At 65.4% G+C, this 15962-nt stretch carries 18 protein-coding genes; 2 read left to right on the top strand and 16 right to left on the bottom strand.

Annotation, left to right across the window (positions count from 1 at the left end; genetic code table 11):
• Nucleotides 1-115 precede the first annotated feature (115 nt).
• The 7 genes from rlmD to ACE3TQ_RS12165 all read right to left on the bottom strand — a co-directional run bounded on the left by rlmD (nt 116) and on the right by ACE3TQ_RS12165 (nt 6833).
• Nucleotides 116-1456: a 23S rRNA (uracil(1939)-C(5))-methyltransferase RlmD gene (gene rlmD / locus ACE3TQ_RS12135; protein ID WP_374582459.1), complete on the bottom strand. Its 1341-nt coding sequence runs from the start codon at nt 1454-1456 to the stop codon at nt 116-118.
• 67 nt (nt 1457-1523) lie between these two features.
• On the bottom strand, nt 1524-2537 hold the full coding sequence (gene rpoS, locus ACE3TQ_RS12140; RefSeq protein ID WP_374582461.1) for an RNA polymerase sigma factor RpoS: 1014 nt from the start codon (nt 2535-2537) through the stop codon (nt 1524-1526).
• Between the two features lie 9 nt (nt 2538-2546).
• A complete protein-coding gene (locus ACE3TQ_RS12145; protein WP_374582462.1) occupies nt 2547-3434 on the bottom strand; it encodes a peptidoglycan DD-metalloendopeptidase family protein in 888 nt (295 codons plus the stop codon).
• Between the two features lie 16 nt (nt 3435-3450).
• The gene (locus tag ACE3TQ_RS12150) at nt 3451-4335 is read right to left on the bottom strand and encodes a protein-L-isoaspartate(D-aspartate) O-methyltransferase (protein WP_374582463.1); all 885 of its coding nucleotides are present in this window, start codon (nt 4333-4335) and stop codon (nt 3451-3453) included.
• Complete coding sequence (surE, locus tag ACE3TQ_RS12155) at nt 4332-5069, bottom strand: 5'/3'-nucleotidase SurE (protein WP_374582464.1); 738 nt, start codon at nt 5067-5069, stop codon at nt 4332-4334. The genes ACE3TQ_RS12150 and surE overlap by 4 nt, the downstream gene beginning before the upstream one ends.
• A gap of 93 nt (nt 5070-5162) precedes the next feature.
• On the bottom strand, nt 5163-6206 hold the full coding sequence (locus tag ACE3TQ_RS12160; RefSeq protein WP_374582465.1) for a KGGVGR-motif variant AAA ATPase: 1044 nt from the start codon (nt 6204-6206) through the stop codon (nt 5163-5165).
• A 21-nt stretch (nt 6207-6227) separates the two neighbouring features.
• The gene (locus ACE3TQ_RS12165; protein WP_374582466.1) at nt 6228-6833 is read right to left on the bottom strand and encodes a toll/interleukin-1 receptor domain-containing protein; all 606 of its coding nucleotides are present in this window, start codon (nt 6831-6833) and stop codon (nt 6228-6230) included.
• A 115-nt stretch (nt 6834-6948) separates the two neighbouring features.
• Between ACE3TQ_RS12165 and ACE3TQ_RS12170 the strand changes: the two genes are divergently transcribed.
• Nucleotides 6949-7923, top strand: a complete 975-nt coding sequence (locus ACE3TQ_RS12170; RefSeq protein ID WP_374582467.1) for an NADPH:quinone oxidoreductase family protein — start codon at nt 6949-6951, stop codon at nt 7921-7923.
• On the opposite strand, the gene ACE3TQ_RS12175 is transcribed toward ACE3TQ_RS12170, so the two are convergent.
• The 8 genes from ACE3TQ_RS12175 to ACE3TQ_RS12210 form a co-directional block, all read right to left on the bottom strand.
• Complete coding sequence (locus tag ACE3TQ_RS12175; protein WP_374582468.1) at nt 7910-8380, bottom strand: hypothetical protein; 471 nt, start codon at nt 8378-8380, stop codon at nt 7910-7912. The genes ACE3TQ_RS12170 and ACE3TQ_RS12175 overlap by 14 nt on opposite strands.
• A gap of 23 nt (nt 8381-8403) precedes the next feature.
• Nucleotides 8404-9099: a DUF6683 family protein gene (locus ACE3TQ_RS12180; RefSeq protein WP_374582470.1), complete on the bottom strand. Its 696-nt coding sequence runs from the start codon at nt 9097-9099 to the stop codon at nt 8404-8406.
• Nucleotides 9096-9479, bottom strand: a complete 384-nt coding sequence (locus ACE3TQ_RS12185) for a hypothetical protein (RefSeq protein ID WP_374582471.1) — start codon at nt 9477-9479, stop codon at nt 9096-9098. The genes ACE3TQ_RS12180 and ACE3TQ_RS12185 overlap by 4 nt, the downstream gene beginning before the upstream one ends.
• Entirely contained in the window at nt 9476-10147 is a 672-nt protein-coding gene (locus tag ACE3TQ_RS12190; RefSeq protein WP_374582472.1) for a DUF6683 family protein, read from the bottom strand. Before ACE3TQ_RS12190 ends, ACE3TQ_RS12185 begins: the two co-directional genes overlap by 4 nt.
• 83 nt (nt 10148-10230) lie before the next feature.
• The gene (locus ACE3TQ_RS12195; RefSeq protein ID WP_374582473.1) at nt 10231-11070 is read right to left on the bottom strand and encodes an alpha/beta hydrolase; all 840 of its coding nucleotides are present in this window, start codon (nt 11068-11070) and stop codon (nt 10231-10233) included.
• Nucleotides 11070-12110: a DUF2157 domain-containing protein gene (locus ACE3TQ_RS12200; RefSeq protein WP_374582474.1), complete on the bottom strand. Its 1041-nt coding sequence runs from the start codon at nt 12108-12110 to the stop codon at nt 11070-11072. Before ACE3TQ_RS12200 ends, ACE3TQ_RS12195 begins: the two co-directional genes overlap by 1 nt.
• A 2-nt stretch (nt 12111-12112) precedes the next feature.
• Complete coding sequence (locus ACE3TQ_RS12205; RefSeq protein WP_374582475.1) at nt 12113-14128, bottom strand: ATP-dependent DNA helicase; 2016 nt, start codon at nt 14126-14128, stop codon at nt 12113-12115.
• 26 nt (nt 14129-14154) lie between these two features.
• Entirely contained in the window at nt 14155-14355 is a 201-nt protein-coding gene (locus ACE3TQ_RS12210) for a YdcH family protein (RefSeq protein ID WP_161027760.1), read from the bottom strand.
• Between the two features lie 139 nt (nt 14356-14494).
• Here ACE3TQ_RS12210 and ACE3TQ_RS12215 point away from each other — a divergent pair, with 139 nt between their 5' ends.
• Nucleotides 14495-15301, top strand: a complete 807-nt coding sequence (locus tag ACE3TQ_RS12215) for a PP2C family serine/threonine-protein phosphatase (protein ID WP_374582476.1) — start codon at nt 14495-14497, stop codon at nt 15299-15301.
• On the opposite strand, the gene ACE3TQ_RS12220 is transcribed toward ACE3TQ_RS12215, so the two are convergent.
• A complete protein-coding gene (locus ACE3TQ_RS12220) occupies nt 15298-15951 on the bottom strand; it encodes a hypothetical protein (protein WP_374582477.1) in 654 nt (217 codons plus the stop codon). The genes ACE3TQ_RS12215 and ACE3TQ_RS12220 overlap by 4 nt on opposite strands.
• Between the last annotated feature and the right edge of the window lie 11 nt (nt 15952-15962).

Consider the following 15962-nt stretch of genomic DNA (forward strand, 5'->3'; position numbering starts at 1 on the left):
GCGTTATTTTTTTATATTTTGCCCCAAATTTTTTCCCCACCGGGGGAAGTTAAAAAAATTTTAAAAACCCAACCTCTAGCCCCACTTTTATCCCTGACCCCGACGTGGACAAAAATTACTCGATGTCAAACACGGCCATCGATTCGACGTGGGAGGTGTGCGGGAACATGTTCATCACGCCGGCTTGCGACATGCGGTAGCCGGCGCGGTGCACCAGGACGCCGGCGTCGCGCGCCAGGGTCGATGGGGAGCAGGAAACGTAGACAATCCGCTTCGGCAGCATCTCTGGATGCGATTCCTTCAGCTCGGCCAGCGCTAGCGACAGGGCCATGGCGCCGTCGCGCGGCGGGTCGATCAGCATGCGGTCGAACTTGCCGAGGGCGATCAGGTCGTCCTTGGTGATCTCGAACAGGTTGCGGCACTGGAAGGTGGTGTGGCCGTCCACGCCATTCACCTTGGCATTGCTCAGGGCGCGCTCGGTCAGCGCGGTCGAGCCTTCGATACCGACCACCTCGCGCGCCTGGGTCGCCAGCGGCAGGGTGAAGTTGCCGAGGCCGCAGAACAGGTCGGCCACGCGGTCTTCCTTCTGCACTTCCAGCAGGCGCAGGGCCTTGTGCACCAGCACGCGGTTGATGTGGTGGTTCACCTGGGTGAAGTCGGTCGGCTTGAACGGCATCTTGATGCCGAATTCCGGCAGCGTGTAGTACAGCTCTTTGTCGGCCGGGTAGAACGGGTACGCGGTGTCCGGGCCCTTGGGCTGCAGCCACCACTGGATCTTGTACTGGTCGGCGAAGGCTTTCAGCTTGTCTTCGTCGCCCTCGCCCAGCGGCACCATATTGCGCATCACCAGCACGGTATTGTCTTCACCCACCGCCAGCTCGATCTGCGGCACTTTGTCGAAGATGGTCAGCGAGTGGATCAGGGCGCGCAGCGGCATCATCATGGCCGACACGTGAGGCGGCAGGATCTGGCAGCTCTGGATGTCGGCCACGAATACCGACTTCTTCTCGTGGAAGCCGACCAGCACCGTGCCCTTCTTGGCTACGAAGCGCGACGACAGGCGCGCGCGGTAGCGGTAGCCCCAGGTCGGACCGTACATCGGGCGCATCATGGTGTCGGATTTGACCTTGGACAGGTGCCACAGGTTATCTTCCAGCACGCGCTGCTTGATCGCGACCTGGGCCGACGCTTCCAGGTGCTGCATGGAGCAGCCGCCGCAAATCTCGAAGTGCTCGCACTTCGGCTTGACGCGCATGGCCGATTCCTTGTGCAGCGCCGTCATGCGGCCCTGCTCCCAGTTCTTCTTCTTGCGCAGCAGCTCGAAGCTGACTTTTTCGCCCGGCAGCGCGCCTTCGATGAAGACTACCTTGCCCGGCGAGCCGTCTTCGTTCTCGATGTGGCCAACGCCACGGGCATCCATGTCCAGGGATTTGATTTCGACGATAGTGTCTTGCATAGCGATAAAGATTGCAGCCGGCGCGTTGCGCGCCCAAAGCCCGCTATGATAGCAGAGAAGCTGCTTCTTAAAGCAGCGAATCGCGGACCACGCCGCGCGCCGCCATGGCGCGCTTCAGCTTCACCAGCGCTTCCTGCTGGATCTGGCGCACCCGCTCGCGCGTCACGCCCATTTCCTCGGCCAGGGTTTCCAGCGTGGCCGGGTCGTCGTTGTCCAGGCCGAAGCGGCGCATGATGACGATGCGCTGCTTGTCCGGCAGCTTGGTCAGCCAGTCGCGCACCAGCACCGTCATTTCATGGTGCTCGGCGCGGGCGTCGGGCGAATCCTCGGCGTCGCCCGGCAGCATGTCCATCAGCGAGGACTGCGGGTCGTTGTCCAGCGGCGCGTCGAGCGAGGTGGCGTGCTCGGACAGCGCCAGGATGTCCTGCACCTCCTCCACCGGGCGCCCGACCAGGTCGGCGATATCCTCCGCCGTGGCGTCCTTGCCGTTGTGGTGCTGGGCCTCCAGGTGGTACTTGCCGCGCAGGATCTGGTTCAGTTCGCGCACCATGTGCACCGGCAGGCGCACGGTGCGCGCCTGGTTCATGATGGCGCGCTCGATGCTCTGGCGGATCCACCAGGTGGCATAGGTGGAAAAGCGGAAGCCGCGCTCCGGCTCGAATTTGTCGATGGCGCGCATCAGGCCGATATTGCCCTCCTCGATCATGTCGAGCAGGACCACGCCGCGGTTGATGTAGTGCTTGGCGATCGAGACCACGAGGCGCAGGTTATGCTCGATCATGGTCTGGCGCGCCGAGAAGTCGCCCTGCTTGGCCAGGGTGGCGTAATGCACCTCCTGCTGCGCCGTCAGCAGCGGGCGCGTGCCTATCTGGTTCAGGTAGTGCTGGGTGGTGTCGGTGGAGAGCTCCGCCGCCAGCACTTTTTTCAGCTCGTCGACCGTTTCCAGCACGGCGCTGCTGCCTTCGACCGCAACCTCGCCGTCCGACTCCATGGAATCGATCACACCTTCGTCGATCGGCTCGTCCGGGAAGTCCTCCGGAATCGAATCGTCTTCCAGTTGGTCATTCGGCGAGCGTGTCATGGGTGGTATCTAGCGGTTAGGCAGGAATTTTGATGGATCCACCGGCTTGCCCTGCTGCCTGATTTCAAAGTGCAGCTTGACGGCGTCGGTATCGGAATCCCCCATTTCAGCAATTGCCTGGCCCCGGCGCACATCCTGCCCCTCCTTGACCAGGATGGCGCGGTTGTGGGCATAGGCCGACAACAGGCTGTTACTGTGCTTCACAATGACGAGATTACCATATCCGCGGATGCCGCTACCGGCATACATCACTTTTCCTGCACTGGCAGCCAACACTTGTTGTCCGGCGCGCCCGGCGATATCAATGCCCTTGTTCTTGCCCTCGTCGAACTGCGCCACCACGCGGCCGTCGGACGGCCAGATCCAGGTCACTTCGCGGTCCTCGGCGCTCATGGCCGGGGCCGGGGCCGGCGCCGGGGCGGCACTGGCCACCACGGCCGGCTTCTCGGCCTTTTCACCCTCCGGTTTCTGCATTTCCGCCACGGCGCTCTCGGAATACGGGCGCTTTTCGCCCTTCGGCGTGGATTTGCGCGGCGGCGGCGGCAGCTTTTCGATCGCCGGCGGGGTCGGCACGGCGACGGTCTGCACGCCTTCCGGCGGCGACAGGCGCAGCACCTGGTCGACTTTGATGTCGTCCGGGTTGGCCAGGTTGTTCCAGGCCGCCAGTTCGCGGTAATTCAGGCCGCGGTCGAAGGCGATGCGGATCAGGGTGTCGCCCTTGCGGACGGTGTAATAGCCTTCCTTGTCTTTGGGCTCCTCCACCGGGGCCGCTTTCGGCGGCGCCACCGGCAGCGGCACCGAGCGGTCCTCCACCGGAACGTTGTTCGGTGGTGTGGAGCAGGCGGTCAGCACGGCCAGCGCGGCGGCCGTCAGGAAAAGGGAGTAATTCTTCGTCATTCTGTATGTCTGTGTGTTAAACGGTACCAGGGCGCAGCGGCACAAAGTGGCAGTCTTCCAGCGTCTGGCGCACCCATTCGCTCTTGCTCACGCGGGTTACCAGTTCGAGATGCTGGGTGCGGGCCCCGACCGGGGCGACCAGGCGGCCGCCGATATTCAGTTGTTCCAGCAGTGCCTGCGGCACTTCCAGGCCGGCCGCCGCAAGGATGATGCCATCGAACGGCGCCGCCTGCGGCAAGCCTAGCATACCATCTCCGTAGTGCAAACGCAGGTTCGGCACCCGCATCGGGCGCAGGTTGGCCTTGGCCAGTTCGTGCAGCGGCTTGATACGCTCGATCGAGTACACCTCTTTCGCCACGCAGGACAGCACCGCCGCCTGGTAGCCGCAGCCGGTGCCGATTTCCAGCACGCGCTGCAAATCCTGGCCGGCGCGCATCACCTCGATCATGCGCGCCACGATATAGGGCTGGGAGATGGTCTGGTGGTGGCCGATCGGCAGCGAGGCGTCGATGTAGGCCTGCGGCGCCAGTCCTTCGTCCATGAACATATGGCGCGGCACGGTGTCCAGCGCGCCCAGCACCACCGGGTCGCTCACGCCCTGCCTGGCCACGCGCTGCACCATGGCGCGCCGCACGCCGTCCGACACCAGGGCATGCTGGCGCGGCGCGGCGGCCGGCGCCAGCTGCACCTGCGCGCGTTCCTGGGCATAGGAATGGGCGCGCGAAGGCGATGCCACCGGCTGCGGCGGCCGCCAGCCGCCCGGGCTGGCGGCTGCGGTGCGGGCCGCGTTCTGGGTCGCGGTTTGTGGCGTAGCCACCGTGTTGTAGACCGGCTTCTTCGTCGGGCTCTTGTCGGTGATGGATGACAGGGGCAGCGGGAAAGTGCGGGTCTTGTCGCTCATGCGAGGGCCTTTGCCAGGGTGTCGAGTTGTTGGCGGTGGGTCAGGTCGATCTGCAAAGGCGTCAGCGACACGCGCCCGTTGGCCAGCGCGTGGAAGTCGGTACCCTCCCCGGCATCCTTGCAGGCGCCGGGCGGGCCGATCCAGTAGATTTCGCGCCCGCGCGGGTCGAGCGCCTTGACCACCGGTTCGGCCTGGTGGCGGCGGCCCAGGCGGGTCGGCGTCAGGGGCCCCAGCTGCTCATACGGCAGGTTGGGGATGTTCACATTCAGCAGGTAGGGCCGGTCCAGCAGGTCCATATAGCGCTGCACCAGGTCGCGCGCCACGCGCGCCGCGTCGTCGATGTGCGACCAGCCATACGAACCTTGCGAGAAGGCAATGGCGGGGATACCAAACAGATAACCTTCGGTCGCGGCCGCCACCGTGCCGGAATACAGGGTGTCGTCACCCATATTCGGCCCGTTGTTAATGCCGGACACCACCAGGTCCGGCAGCTGGTCCAGCAGCCCGGTCAGGGCCACGTGCACGCAGTCGGTCGGGGTTCCATTGACAAAAAAGAAACCATTCGCCGCCTTATGCACCGAGAGCGGGCGGTCCAGCGTCAAGGAATTGGAGGCGCCGGACCGGTTGCTGTCGGGCGCCACAACCACGATATCGGCGATTGGCTGCAGGGCTTCCGCCAGCGCATTGATGCCAGGCGCCAGGTAGCCGTCGTCGTTACTGATAAGGATTCTCATACAGGGAATTTTACCTGAAGCAACGACGAAAAAATGGGGACGTACCCCATTTTCCGCGCAGCGGAAAAATGGGGTACGTCCCCATTTTTCTTCCTACATCACCACCGGCACCGGCCAGTAGCCGGCGCGCTCCTGCTCCAGCGGCAGGGCGTGGTGGTTGTGGACGGCCGTGGCCGGCGTGCCCGCCGGGCGCTGCCAGGGGCACAGGCCGTCGCGGAACCATTGCAGGAATGCTTCGTAGCGTTCCTGCAACGCCATGGCCGGCAGCGGTTCGCCAAACGCCAGGCTGGCGCAGTGCGGCAGCTGGACCGCGTCGAAATAATGCGCCAGGTCGAGCTGCGGCAGGCCGTAGGCGTCCGCCAGCGCCCCTTCGAACAGCACCTGGTAGCCGTCGGCGCCGTGCCGCCATACGCCACTGTGCGCCGGGTCGGCCGCGTCGATGCGCGAAGGCAGCGGATAGAGCAGCAATGGTCGCTGCTCGTCCTCATGGCAGCTGCGGTAGCCCGTGGCGCGCCCGACCAGGTCCAGCAGGCCGTCCAGGTTTTGCCGGTTGGGGGCAAACACCAGCACCAGCCGTGTCGGCAGCAGCGTGGTGCAGATGGCAGCGCTGTCGGCGCGCCCGCTGCGCGCGTCGACCAGCACATGGCCGAAGTGGCGCGCCAGGCGCGCGGCAAAGGTGCGGAACAGCGCGGGACAGGCATCGAACAGGCCTTGCCAGTCCAGCAGCGCCGCGCGTTCCGCATGGCTGCCATCGCACCGCCCAGCACGCAGCAGCCAGAGAGGCCGGTCATCGCTCGCCCGCACCAGGAACTGCTCCCAGCGCACCGCGTCCAGCACCGCTTCCGCCAGCGCCGTGTCGCTGGCATAGCGGCCAGCGCGCTCCTGCAGCTCGTCGCGGCAAGCTTCAAAAAGATCCAGTACGCCAGGGGCCTCCGGCGCGGCGGGAAAGTAATAGTGCAGGCCCGGCGCTTCCAGGTCCCAGTCCACCAGCAGCACCGGCGATGCCGGGCGCCGGGCCAGCAGGTGCCCCAGGTTGGCCAGCGCCAGCGTGCGGCCAACGCCGCCCTTATAGGAGTAGAAAGTCGTGACTTCGCCGGCTGATGGCAGCAACGGCAGGTGCAGGCGTAAGTGTTCCATGGCGGTCCTTCGGGCGTTGGTTTAGCGTGGAAAATGTGGCGGCGCCGGCGGGCGCCACTCTGCCGGCACCGGCGGCAGCACGAACTGCCGGCAGTCGTGGTCGGGCGGCATGCTCGCCTTCAGGCAGTGGTAGTGCATCGTGATGCGGTCCACAATGCGCCGGATATCGGGCAGGAATTCGGGGTTGGTTTTCAGGTCCCCGCTCGCCAGCGTGTAACGCGAAAAGTCGACATACATGCCAGGCTCGCTGATCTGGCGCGGCAGGCTCAGCGGGTGGCGGGTCATGATGACCGGGATGATCAGGTGCGAGGGCAGCTCGTACCACTGGCTGCGCTCGGCTTCGATCATCTGCATGGCGGCGAATTCGCGCCGGGTATATGGGTGGGCTTCGTACTTGGGCGTGTAGATCACGACCATGGTCGCGCTCTGGCACATGGCCAGGGCGATGCGGCGGTCGATGTCGTCGCCGCCACCCAGTTGCTCGCTATCGACAAACAGCTCGGTCTCATTGTCGAAATGGGGCTCGAGATAGCATTTCAGGGCATCGACAAAGTCGTCCTTGAAATGGCTCATAAATGCGTGCTGGCCATGCGCGTAACTGAAAAAACAGCCGTAACGGATACTCATGGCAATCGCCTCCCCTGCCAGCCCAATGTAGCGCCGACCGGCGCGCTAAACTTTGTCCCAGCGCAAAGTGATCTCGGGCATAATCGCACGACCGTTCCAATAATATGGAGACCGCATGAAAGCTATCGTTTGCAAGGACTGGGGCTTGCCCGACACGCTGGCCCTGGAAGAAGTGCCCGACCCGCAACCGGGTCCGGGCCAGGTGGTGCTGCAGGTGAAGGCGGCCGCCGTCAATTTCCCCGATGTGCTGATCATCCAGGGCAAGTACCAGTACAAGCCGCCCCTGCCCTTCACCCCGGGCAATGAGGTGTCCGGCGTCGTGCTGGCGGTGGGCGACGGCGTACAGGGCTTCAAGCCGGGCGATAAAGTGATTGCTTTCTCCGCCCACGGCGGCTTTGCCGAACAGCTCCTGGCGCCCGCCGCCGCGCTGATGCCGATGCCGCCGGGGATGGATTTCGATACCGCCGCCGCCATCACCCTCACCTACGGCACGTCATACCATGCGGTGGTCGACCGCGCCCAGCTCAAGGCCGGCGAAACCATGCTGGTGCTGGGCGCGGCCGGCGGCGTCGGCCTGGCGGCGATCGAGATCGGCAAAGCGCTCGGCGCGCGCGTGATTGCCGCCGCGTCCAGCGACGCCAAGCTGGCCATCTGCCAGGAGCACGGCGCCGACGTCCTGATCAATTACAGCACCAGCGACTTGCGCGAGGCGATCAAGGCGGCAACCGATGGCAAGGGGCCGGACGTGGTGTACGACCCGGTTGGCGGTGAATATGCGGAACCGGCTTTCCGCTCGATTGGCTGGCGCGGGCGCTACCTGGTGGTTGGTTTTGCCAACGGCGAGATCCCCAAGCTGCCGCTTAACCTCACGCTGCTGAAAGGCGCCTCGCTGGTGGGGGTGTTCTGGGGCGAGTTCGTCAAGCGCGAACCGAAGGCCAACCTGGTCGGCATGATGCAGCTGCTGGGCTGGCTGGGCGAAGGCAAGATCCGCCCGCATATCTCGGCGCGCTATGCGCTGGCCGATACGCCGCGCGCGCTGGAAGCCATGGCCGCGCGCCAGGTGACGGGCAAAGTCATCATCCAGCCCTGAGCACGCGCGCCGCGGCGGCGCGCAGCAGGATGCTCGAGTACAGCTTGTGAAAGCCCAGCAGCGCATGGAAGGCGCCGCCCTGCCGCCTGCGCACCACGGCGGAACCGAAGTACAGGCGCGTGCCTGGCCCGGCCTCCTCCGCCATGAGCCAGGAGCGCGTGCTGCCGGCGAAGTCGCACATCAGCAGCTGGCCCGGCGCGCGCGCCTCGACCGACCAGGCCGAAAACTGCTCGCGCCGGCCGTCGGCCAGTTCGCGCACTTCGGCATCGCGCGACGGCCGCGAAACCAGCAGCGACAGCAGCGCGCGCTCGAGTTTGAACACGGCTGTCGTATAAAAAGCTTCCACAAAGTCCGCATGGCTCACGCGGCGCGGCACCTCGATCGCGAAGCAATCGGTATAGTCGCCCTGGGCGCGGTAGTGCTGCAGCAGCGAGTGCGCGGGCAATTGCTCCACCATCCGGATCTCTCCTGTGTGCATGCTCATTCGGCGAGCATAACACCCCGGCTGTCTATGCGCAGGCGCTCGGGGCTGGTGCCGAGCACGATCTTCAGGTTTTCACGCGCGCTGTTGCGCAGGTTGGCGGCAACGTTCTCCGGCTGCGCCTTCTGCTGCTGCGACTTGAACGCCAGCGCCATGAAGGCGCCCACCATGGCGCTCTTCTCGTACAGGTTGCGGATGGTTTCCGGACTTTCCTTCTCCTTCAGCCGCAGCGTGCCGCCCGCCTGGCGCAATTGCCCGATCACGGCCTTGAAGTCGTCGTCCGGCACGTCGCGGTTGGCATACACCATGTAATTGCCGACGATGAAGGCGGCCATTGCCACGTCCAGGTCGTTGCGCGGCGAACCCATTTTGGCTTCGATGGCTTGATAGATATCCATGCTTTGCACGAACATCTGCACCATCGATGCCTGGCTCGCCGGCGGGAACACCCTGGCCAGCTCCTGCGCGTTGCGCTTGACGGCCGGGGGCGCGCTGGCGTGCTCGCGCTTGCGCGCGCCGCCGGCGGCGTTGATCATCGCATTGTTGTTCATTGCCGATATATGCGAGAAGTTGATCAGCGGCGCCGCAGTGTAAGGGTAGTCCAGCCCCAGGCCGACCAGGCCTTGCGCCTGCGCCGCCGGCGCGGCCAGCAGGCAGGCCGCCGCGCCGGCGGCAATCAGCGCTCGCATCCTCATGCCGACATCACGTGGCTGGGCAGCAGGTCGGACATGTTCTCCGCCACCCCGCGCGCGTTGAAGCAGCGGAAGCGGAATTCGCCACCATCCACCAGTTCCACCACCACGATGCCGGTCAGGATGCCGAACACGCGCCGCACCGCGCGCACCTCCGCCAGCGGGATATGCACCGGCTGCAGGTTGTCGTGCACCGCCTTGTTCATCAGGTTCGGCACCCAGTCCAGCGCGTGCGCCGACACGGTGACGGTGCCGCCCACCCACAGCCCGCCCATCAGGCTCCCGATCGCCCCCACCTGTTGCACCGCCGCGCCGCCGAGGCGGCGGCTGACGATGGCGTCGGTGATGAAGGCGTTGCACAGCTTCTTGATATAGATCGTCATTGGAACCTCATGCCGTTCTTGTCGATGTTCAGCCTGGCCGGGTCGGTTTTCAGCACCAGCTGCAGGTTTTCCCTGGCCGCATTGCGCAGGTTGTCGTAGACCGCCGAGGGCTGCGGCTTCTGCTCGTGCGCCATGTACGCCACCGCCATGAATACGCCCACCATGGCGCTCTGTTCGAACACGTCGCGCAGCTTTTCCTGGTCGGCGTTGTCGCCCATCTTCTGCATGCCTTGCTGCGCGCGCAGCTGGCTGGCCACGGCGGCGTACTCTTCGTCGCTCACATTGCGCTCTTTCAGGACCATATAGTTCCCGACCAGGAAGGCGGCCAGGCCGCCGGCCATGTCGCGCGGCGCCCATCCCATCTTCTTCTCCAGCTTGAGGTAAGTCGCCATGCTCTCGACGTAGTACTGCTCCACCTGGGCGCGCTGCGCCGGCGGGAAATGCATGGAAAGCTTGCGGGCATTCTCTTTCACTGCAGGCTTGGCCTTCGCCAGCACTGGCTTGGCTTTCTTCGCCTCGGTCACGCTCGGCACCGGCACGCGCAAGTCGGGCTGTGGCCAGACCACGACGTTGTCGTAGCTCATGCCGTAACCGCAGCATTGCGCGCTTGCCGGGCGCGCCGCCCCCAGCGCCAGCAGCAGCGCCGGCAGGATCACTCGGTATTTCATCGCCACCTCCTGCAAGTATCAAAAGGTTGGCGCAGAATATACAAAAAATGGCAACACTCCAAGCGAATCCAATCGTGTGCAAGTCACTCGGGCTTGCGGCCGGTCAGGAATGCGGCCAGCCTGGCGCGGTATTGCACCGGATCGAAGGCGTACAGGTCCTCATGCGCCGCGCCTTCCACCAGCCACAGCTCCTTCGGGCCGGGGGCAGCTTCGAACAGGCGCACCGTCTCGTGCGGCGGGGTATGCTGGTCGCGGGTGCCGCCGGCCACCAGCACCGGCACGCGCAGCTTGCGCACCGCATCCAGCGGACGCAACTGGTTGCGCCCGATGCCGGTCCGCAGCGGGATCTGCAGGTAAAGCAAAGGCGCGGCCAGGCGCCCGGCGGCGCCAAAGCGCATGCCGAGCCGGTTCGCCACCGCGTCCTCGATGGTTGGATAGACCGATTCCAGCACCACGGCATCGGCAGCCACCGGCCCGTCGCCCAGCAGCGCCGCCGCCCCGCCCAGCGACTGGCCGATCGCCAGCACCATGCGGCAACCCTGGCTGCGCAGGTAGGCCACGCCATTGCTGGCGTCGCGCGCTTCGCGGTGGCCGAAGGTGATCATTTCGCCCGGCGTTTCACCGTGGCCTTGCAGGTCGATGGCGAGCGCGGTGAAACCGGCTTCGCGCAGGAAACCGGCGCGCGCCGCCATGGCGCGGCGGTCGGCGCGGATGCCGTGCATGAGCAGTGCGCACTGGGTTGCGCCGGGGGTGCGCAGCAGCGAACCATGGGTGCCATTGGCTATGACGGGCTCGAAGCCTGGCGGCATCGCGACCGGAGCGTTAACCGGCCTTGCCAGCGACCAGCCCAGCGCCGCCACGCCGGCCAGCCCCACCAACAGCGCGGCGGCCGCTGCGCCGCCCAGCCGCAGGCCGGGCCGCATCAGGCAGCGCGGCGCTCGACCAGCGTGCGCACCGGGTCCGGCAGCCACTGGCGCAGCGCGGCGCCGATCGCCGCTTCGCGGCGCTGCCAGAACACGCCGGCGGCAATGATGGCCATGCCGATGGCTGTCAGCGCCACCGGGAACAGCAGGCTGTCGCGGAACACGGAATACGACAAGTGGCCCATGTAGCCGGCCAGGCCAAAACCGCCAAACACCGCGAACACGCGGCGCGACAGCGCGGCCCCGACGCCGATCATCAGCACATTGACCAGGCAGTACACCAGCTTGCCGAACTCACTGCCGGAACCCATGGACGACAAGGCGCCCCAGAATGTGACCACGCCCCAGATGTACAGCCAGAACGCGTAATCCTTGCTGCTGCGGTTGCGCAGGTCGATCCACAGCGCCAGCAGCGTCATGGCCGCGCCGAACACTGCCGAGATGATCTTGCCTTCGCGCGAGAAGAAGCCCGAACCGCCGAGCAGCATATCGGTCAGGTCCATGCTCATGTACCACAGCGTGACGGCCACCGGCATCACCGTAAACGGCATGCGGTAGCGCCACAGCACCACGGCCCCCGCCGCCAGCGTGGCCAGCTCCATCAGGATCCAGCGCCAGTCGATGTAGTAGTGGTAATCGCGATAGCCGCCCGGCCCGTCCTGCGCCCACAGCCCCAGCACATGCTGCAGGCCGTACACCGCCAGCGGCACCAGCACCACGGCGAAAGCTGCCAGCACGCCGGCCGGCAGCAGCAGGCCGCGCGCGCGCAGCCATTCGACGCCGCCGATGGCGGCCACAATGTAGCAAATGGAAATGAACAGCAGGCCGGCGCCGCCGAAGGTCTCCCACCCCAGCGTCATGAACAGCGACATGGCGCCGATAGCGATCAGCCCGCCCAGGTAATACAGGATATGGGCCGGCTTGAAGCCCGGCGTGTGCTGCTCGCGCTCCTGCAGGAACTGCCACAGGCGCCCTGCCTGGCCTTCATCCAGCAAGCCCTGGCTTGCCGCCTCGTCCAGCATTGCGCGTGTCAGCTTCATGCTTATAGTCCTTTGAAGAATTCGATGACATCCGCCGCCTCGCGCGTGCGCTTGAAGGGCGGCAGGCTTTGCCAGATGCGGCGGCCGTAGGGTTTGGAGATCACGCGCGGGTCGCACAGCATCAGCACCCCGCGGTCGCTCTCGTCGCGGATCAGGCGCCCGGCGCCCTGCTTCAGGTTGATGATCGCTTCCGGCAAAGTATGGCCCATGAAACCGTTCAGGCCTTTGCGCTCCATCACCTCGATGCGCGCCGCCAGCACCGGGTCGTCCGGCGGCGCGAACGGCAGCTTGTCGATGATCACCAGCGACAGCGCGTCGCCGCGCACGTCCACGCCCTCCCAGAAGCTCTGCGAGCCAATCAGCACGCCGTTGCCGGCCTTGCGGAACTGGTCCAGCAGTTCGGTGCGGCCACGGTCGCCCTGCACGAACAGCGGGAACTTCAGGCCGCGCTTGTCGAATTCGTCGCGCAGGCGGTCGGCGGCGCGCTTGACGGCGCGCAGTGTGGTGCACAGCAGGAAGGTGCGGCCGCCGGCCGCTTCGATGATCGGCAGCGCCGCGTCCAGCACGGCATCGGTATAGCCCATCGAATTCGGGTCCGGCAAGCCTTGCGGCACATACAGGATGCCCTGCTGCTCGTAGTTGAAGGGGCTGGGCCAGTTGCGCGCGACCTCGTTCTCCAGCCCCATCTGCTCGGCAAAGTGGCTGAAGTCGTTCTTCACCGCCAGCGTGGCGGAGGTGAAAATCCAGCTGCGCGGCACGCCTTCGCGCTGGCCGTTGAAGATCGGCGCAATCGACAGCGGCGTCTTATGCAGCTGCAGCGAACTCTGGAAAGCCTCCACCCAGTACACCGCTTCCTCGCCCGGCGCGATCTTGGCTTTCGGGTCGAACTTCCACGCTTCCAGCTTGGCCGACAGCTCGTTGCCGCGCACGCGGCATTGTTCGATGGTCTCGGCGCGCTCGGCGTTCTTCTCCAGCACGGCGATCATGTCGACCAGCTCGTCCTTCAGCGTCTGCAGCGCGGGGAAGAAATCGCTGGACGGGGCGATCTGCGGCAGCGACATGCGCACGATGTCCTGCGCGAAGGTCAGGCGCAGGTCGCGCGCCGCCTTCTCCACCGGCGTCACGACCTTGGCCCACTCGGCGCCGTCGCGCGCATGGGCCAGGCCTTCGGCCAGCACGTCGCGGCACAGCTCCAGGATATGCGAGGTGGAGACCGTGTCGCCGAAGAACAGTGTGGCGGTATCGGGCAGCTGGTGCGCCTCGTCGAAGATCACGGTATTGGCGGACGGCAGCAGCTCGGCCACGCCGGTGTCCTTCAGCGCCACGTCGGCGAAGAACAGGTGGTGGTTGACCACCACCACGTCGGCCTGCTGCGCTTCGCGCCGCGCTTTCATCACGAAGCAGTCCTGGTAGTACTGGCACTCCTGCCCCATGCAGTTCTCGCGGGTCGAGGTCACCAGGTTCCAGATCAGCGCATTTTCCGGCACGCGCGCCAGCTCCGCCTTGTCGCCGGTGCTGGTCATCTTCAGGAAGCGCTGGATTTCGCGCAGGTTGCCGACGTCCTCGCGCGAGGTCATGCGGCCGTTCTGCAGCGTACGTTCCAGGTGGTAGTGGCACAGGTAGTTGGAGCGGCCCTTGAGCAGCGCCACCGAGACCGGCGCCTGCAGCGCGGCGCGGATGGTCGGGATATCGCGCAGGAACAGCTGGTCCTGCAGGTTCTTGGTGCCGGTGGAGACGATGGTCTTGCCGCCCCACAGCAAGGCCGGCACCAGGTAGGCAAAGGTCTTGCCGGTGCCGGTGCCCGCTTCCGCGATCAGGGTTTGCTGCCTGGCGATGGCGTCGGCAATCGCCTTCGCCATTTCGGTCTGCGATTTGCGCGGGCGAAAACCGCCCACCGCCGGGCCCAGCGGGCCGCCGGGACCGAACAAGCGCTCAATATCGGCGTCGTGCACGCCCGCAGGGAAAACGGGCTCACTCGGCGCGCCGGGAGCGGGCGACGGCTGTTGGGGATCAGTCAAGTTCGTAGTGGAATCAATGGCCCTGCTCAGGCCGGTACATCGGGCACCAATTGCATTTTCAGCAGGGTGATATAGTCTTTCAGCTGCAGCTTGCGCTTCTTGAGGCGGCGCAACTGGAGTTGATCGTGGTGACCATCCAGGGTCAACATTTCGATCACAGCGTCCAGGTCGCGGTGCTCGACGTCGAGCTCGATGATGCGGCGCTGGATTTCTTCTTTGTTGATCATAAGGCGAAAGTCGTCTGCACGATTGCGTTGAGCGTTTACTTACAGTTTCGTTTGGACAACAATCTATACTTGCAACAAAACTGCATACAGGTGCATAGTTTAACTCAGGTGGACATTGGAAAGAAGCTGTCAAGACCCTATGAGCACGTATAAGATCGAGGCCGGAACCGCGCAGCACATCGGCAGCCGGCCCCAACAAAATGACCGTGTCGCGCTGTTTACGGCGCCGAAAGCGCCCGGCTATGTGCTGGCGGTGCTGGCGGACGGCATGAGCGGCGGGGCGGCAGGTGCCGAGCAGGTGCTGCACACCGCCAAACAACTGTTTGACGAATACCGCGCTTCGGAGACGGTCAGCATGGCGCGGGTGGAAGAACTGCTGCGCGAAATCGCCCACGATGTGCACCAGATCCTGGTGATGGACCCGCGCACCGGCAGCAGCGAACCGCAGTCGTCGATGGTGCTGATGCTGCTGACGCCGCAGCGCCAGGCCGCGTGGGCCGTGGTGGGCGACTCGCGATTGTATCGTTTTGACAACAAGGAATGCATCGGCCGCAGCAGCGATGCCGAATACGTGGCGCACCTGATGGAGCAGGATAAACTGCCCGAGGATGCGGCGCGCAAGCACCGCCAGGCCAAGCTGCTGAACAATGTGCTCGGCAACAAGCAGAAGGAGCCGTTCATCAGCTTTGGCACGCAGGAGAACCTGAAAGCGGGCGACGCTTTCCTGCTCTGCTCGGACGGGCTGTGGTCGTATTTCGCGGACGTGGAACTGGCCACCGTGATCGCCAAGAAGTCGCCGCGCGAAGCGGCTGAACTGCTGATCAACAAGGCGCGCGAACGGGCCCAGGGCAAGGGCGACAACTGCTCCATGGCCATCCTGAAACTGGTGGCCCCGCCCAAGGAAGAAGTGAACTACACGGTGCAGAAGCTGCGCAAGGCAGTTTAATTCTTTTGCTGCGCCTCGGCGGCGCGGCGCTTCTTCTCTTCCTTCTCGGCCTGCTTGGCCTTGATTTCCGCCTGCCGCTTCTCGGAAGCGGCCTTCTTGCGTTCATAGGCTTCCGCCTTGGCAGCGCGCTGCGGCGCTTCCGCCGCCACCCTGGCGGCGCGCGCGCGTTCGCGCGCCTCGTGCGCGGCCTGGCGCTGCTCCAGCGACTCGGCTGCCGGCTGCGGGCGCGGCTTGCTGTCCGGGTCGGGCTTGGCCGGCTTCGGGTTGGCCGCGTTGTAGGCCGCTTCCGCCGCATCCTTCTGCGCCCGGTCTTCCAGGTCGCGGTCGCGCATTTCCACCGCCTGGCGGCGCTTGAACTGGTTGGCCTCCACCTCCACCGAACGCAGCTCGGCCAGGCGCAGGCGGCGCTGCTCCTTGGCCTTGTCCACGCAGGCGTTGACGAAGAACTTTTCGTTGCAGCGCTGCTCGCTGGCGGCGAATTCCGCTTCGACCGCCGCGCGGTCCTGCTTCACCTGCGCCAGGCGCGCGTCGGCCTGTTCCACCGAGTGGGTCTGCGGGATGCGCGGGGCGCCGATCGTCGCCGGGCGGCCGATATCCTGCGCCAGCGTCACACTGGGCAGCATGAGCGCCAGCCAGATCCAGTTCTTCAAATTTCTCTCCT

The sequence above is a fragment of the Pseudoduganella sp. genome, assembly GCF_041914865.1.
In the GTDB taxonomy this organism is placed as follows: Bacteria; Pseudomonadota; Gammaproteobacteria; order Burkholderiales; family Burkholderiaceae_D; genus Rugamonas.

What these genes read in the sequence shown, in the direction of transcription:
- ACE3TQ_RS12145 (WP_374582462.1), bottom strand. Translation starts at nt 3,434, where the DNA reads ATGACGAAGAATTACTCCCTTTTCCTGACGGCCGCCGCGCTGGCCGTG.
- ACE3TQ_RS12160 (WP_374582465.1), bottom strand. Translation starts at nt 6,206, where the DNA reads ATGGAACACTTACGCCTGCACCTGCCGTTGCTGCCATCAGCCGGCGAA.
- ACE3TQ_RS12210 (WP_161027760.1), bottom strand. Translation starts at nt 14,355, where the DNA reads ATGATCAACAAAGAAGAAATCCAGCGCCGCATCATCGAGCTCGACGTC.
- ACE3TQ_RS12195 (WP_374582473.1), bottom strand. Translation starts at nt 11,070, where the DNA reads ATGCGGCCCGGCCTGCGGCTGGGCGGCGCAGCGGCCGCCGCGCTGTTG.
- ACE3TQ_RS12215 (WP_374582476.1), top strand. Translation starts at nt 14,495, where the DNA reads ATGAGCACGTATAAGATCGAGGCCGGAACCGCGCAGCACATCGGCAGC.
- ACE3TQ_RS12200 (WP_374582474.1), bottom strand. Translation starts at nt 12,110, where the DNA reads ATGAAGCTGACACGCGCAATGCTGGACGAGGCGGCAAGCCAGGGCTTG.
- ACE3TQ_RS12150 (WP_374582463.1), bottom strand. Translation starts at nt 4,335, where the DNA reads ATGAGCGACAAGACCCGCACTTTCCCGCTGCCCCTGTCATCCATCACC.
- ACE3TQ_RS12185 (WP_374582471.1), bottom strand. Translation starts at nt 9,479, where the DNA reads ATGACGATCTATATCAAGAAGCTGTGCAACGCCTTCATCACCGACGCC.
- ACE3TQ_RS12170 (WP_374582467.1), top strand. Translation starts at nt 6,949, where the DNA reads ATGAAAGCTATCGTTTGCAAGGACTGGGGCTTGCCCGACACGCTGGCC.
- ACE3TQ_RS12190 (WP_374582472.1), bottom strand. Translation starts at nt 10,147, where the DNA reads ATGAAATACCGAGTGATCCTGCCGGCGCTGCTGCTGGCGCTGGGGGCG.
- ACE3TQ_RS12175 (WP_374582468.1), bottom strand. Translation starts at nt 8,380, where the DNA reads ATGGTGGAGCAATTGCCCGCGCACTCGCTGCTGCAGCACTACCGCGCC.
- rpoS (WP_374582461.1), bottom strand. Translation starts at nt 2,537, where the DNA reads ATGACACGCTCGCCGAATGACCAACTGGAAGACGATTCGATTCCGGAG.
- ACE3TQ_RS12165 (WP_374582466.1), bottom strand. Translation starts at nt 6,833, where the DNA reads ATGAGTATCCGTTACGGCTGTTTTTTCAGTTACGCGCATGGCCAGCAC.
- rlmD (WP_374582459.1), bottom strand. Translation starts at nt 1,456, where the DNA reads ATGCAAGACACTATCGTCGAAATCAAATCCCTGGACATGGATGCCCGT.
- ACE3TQ_RS12180 (WP_374582470.1), bottom strand. Translation starts at nt 9,099, where the DNA reads ATGAGGATGCGAGCGCTGATTGCCGCCGGCGCGGCGGCCTGCCTGCTG.
- surE (WP_374582464.1), bottom strand. Translation starts at nt 5,069, where the DNA reads ATGAGAATCCTTATCAGTAACGACGACGGCTACCTGGCGCCTGGCATC.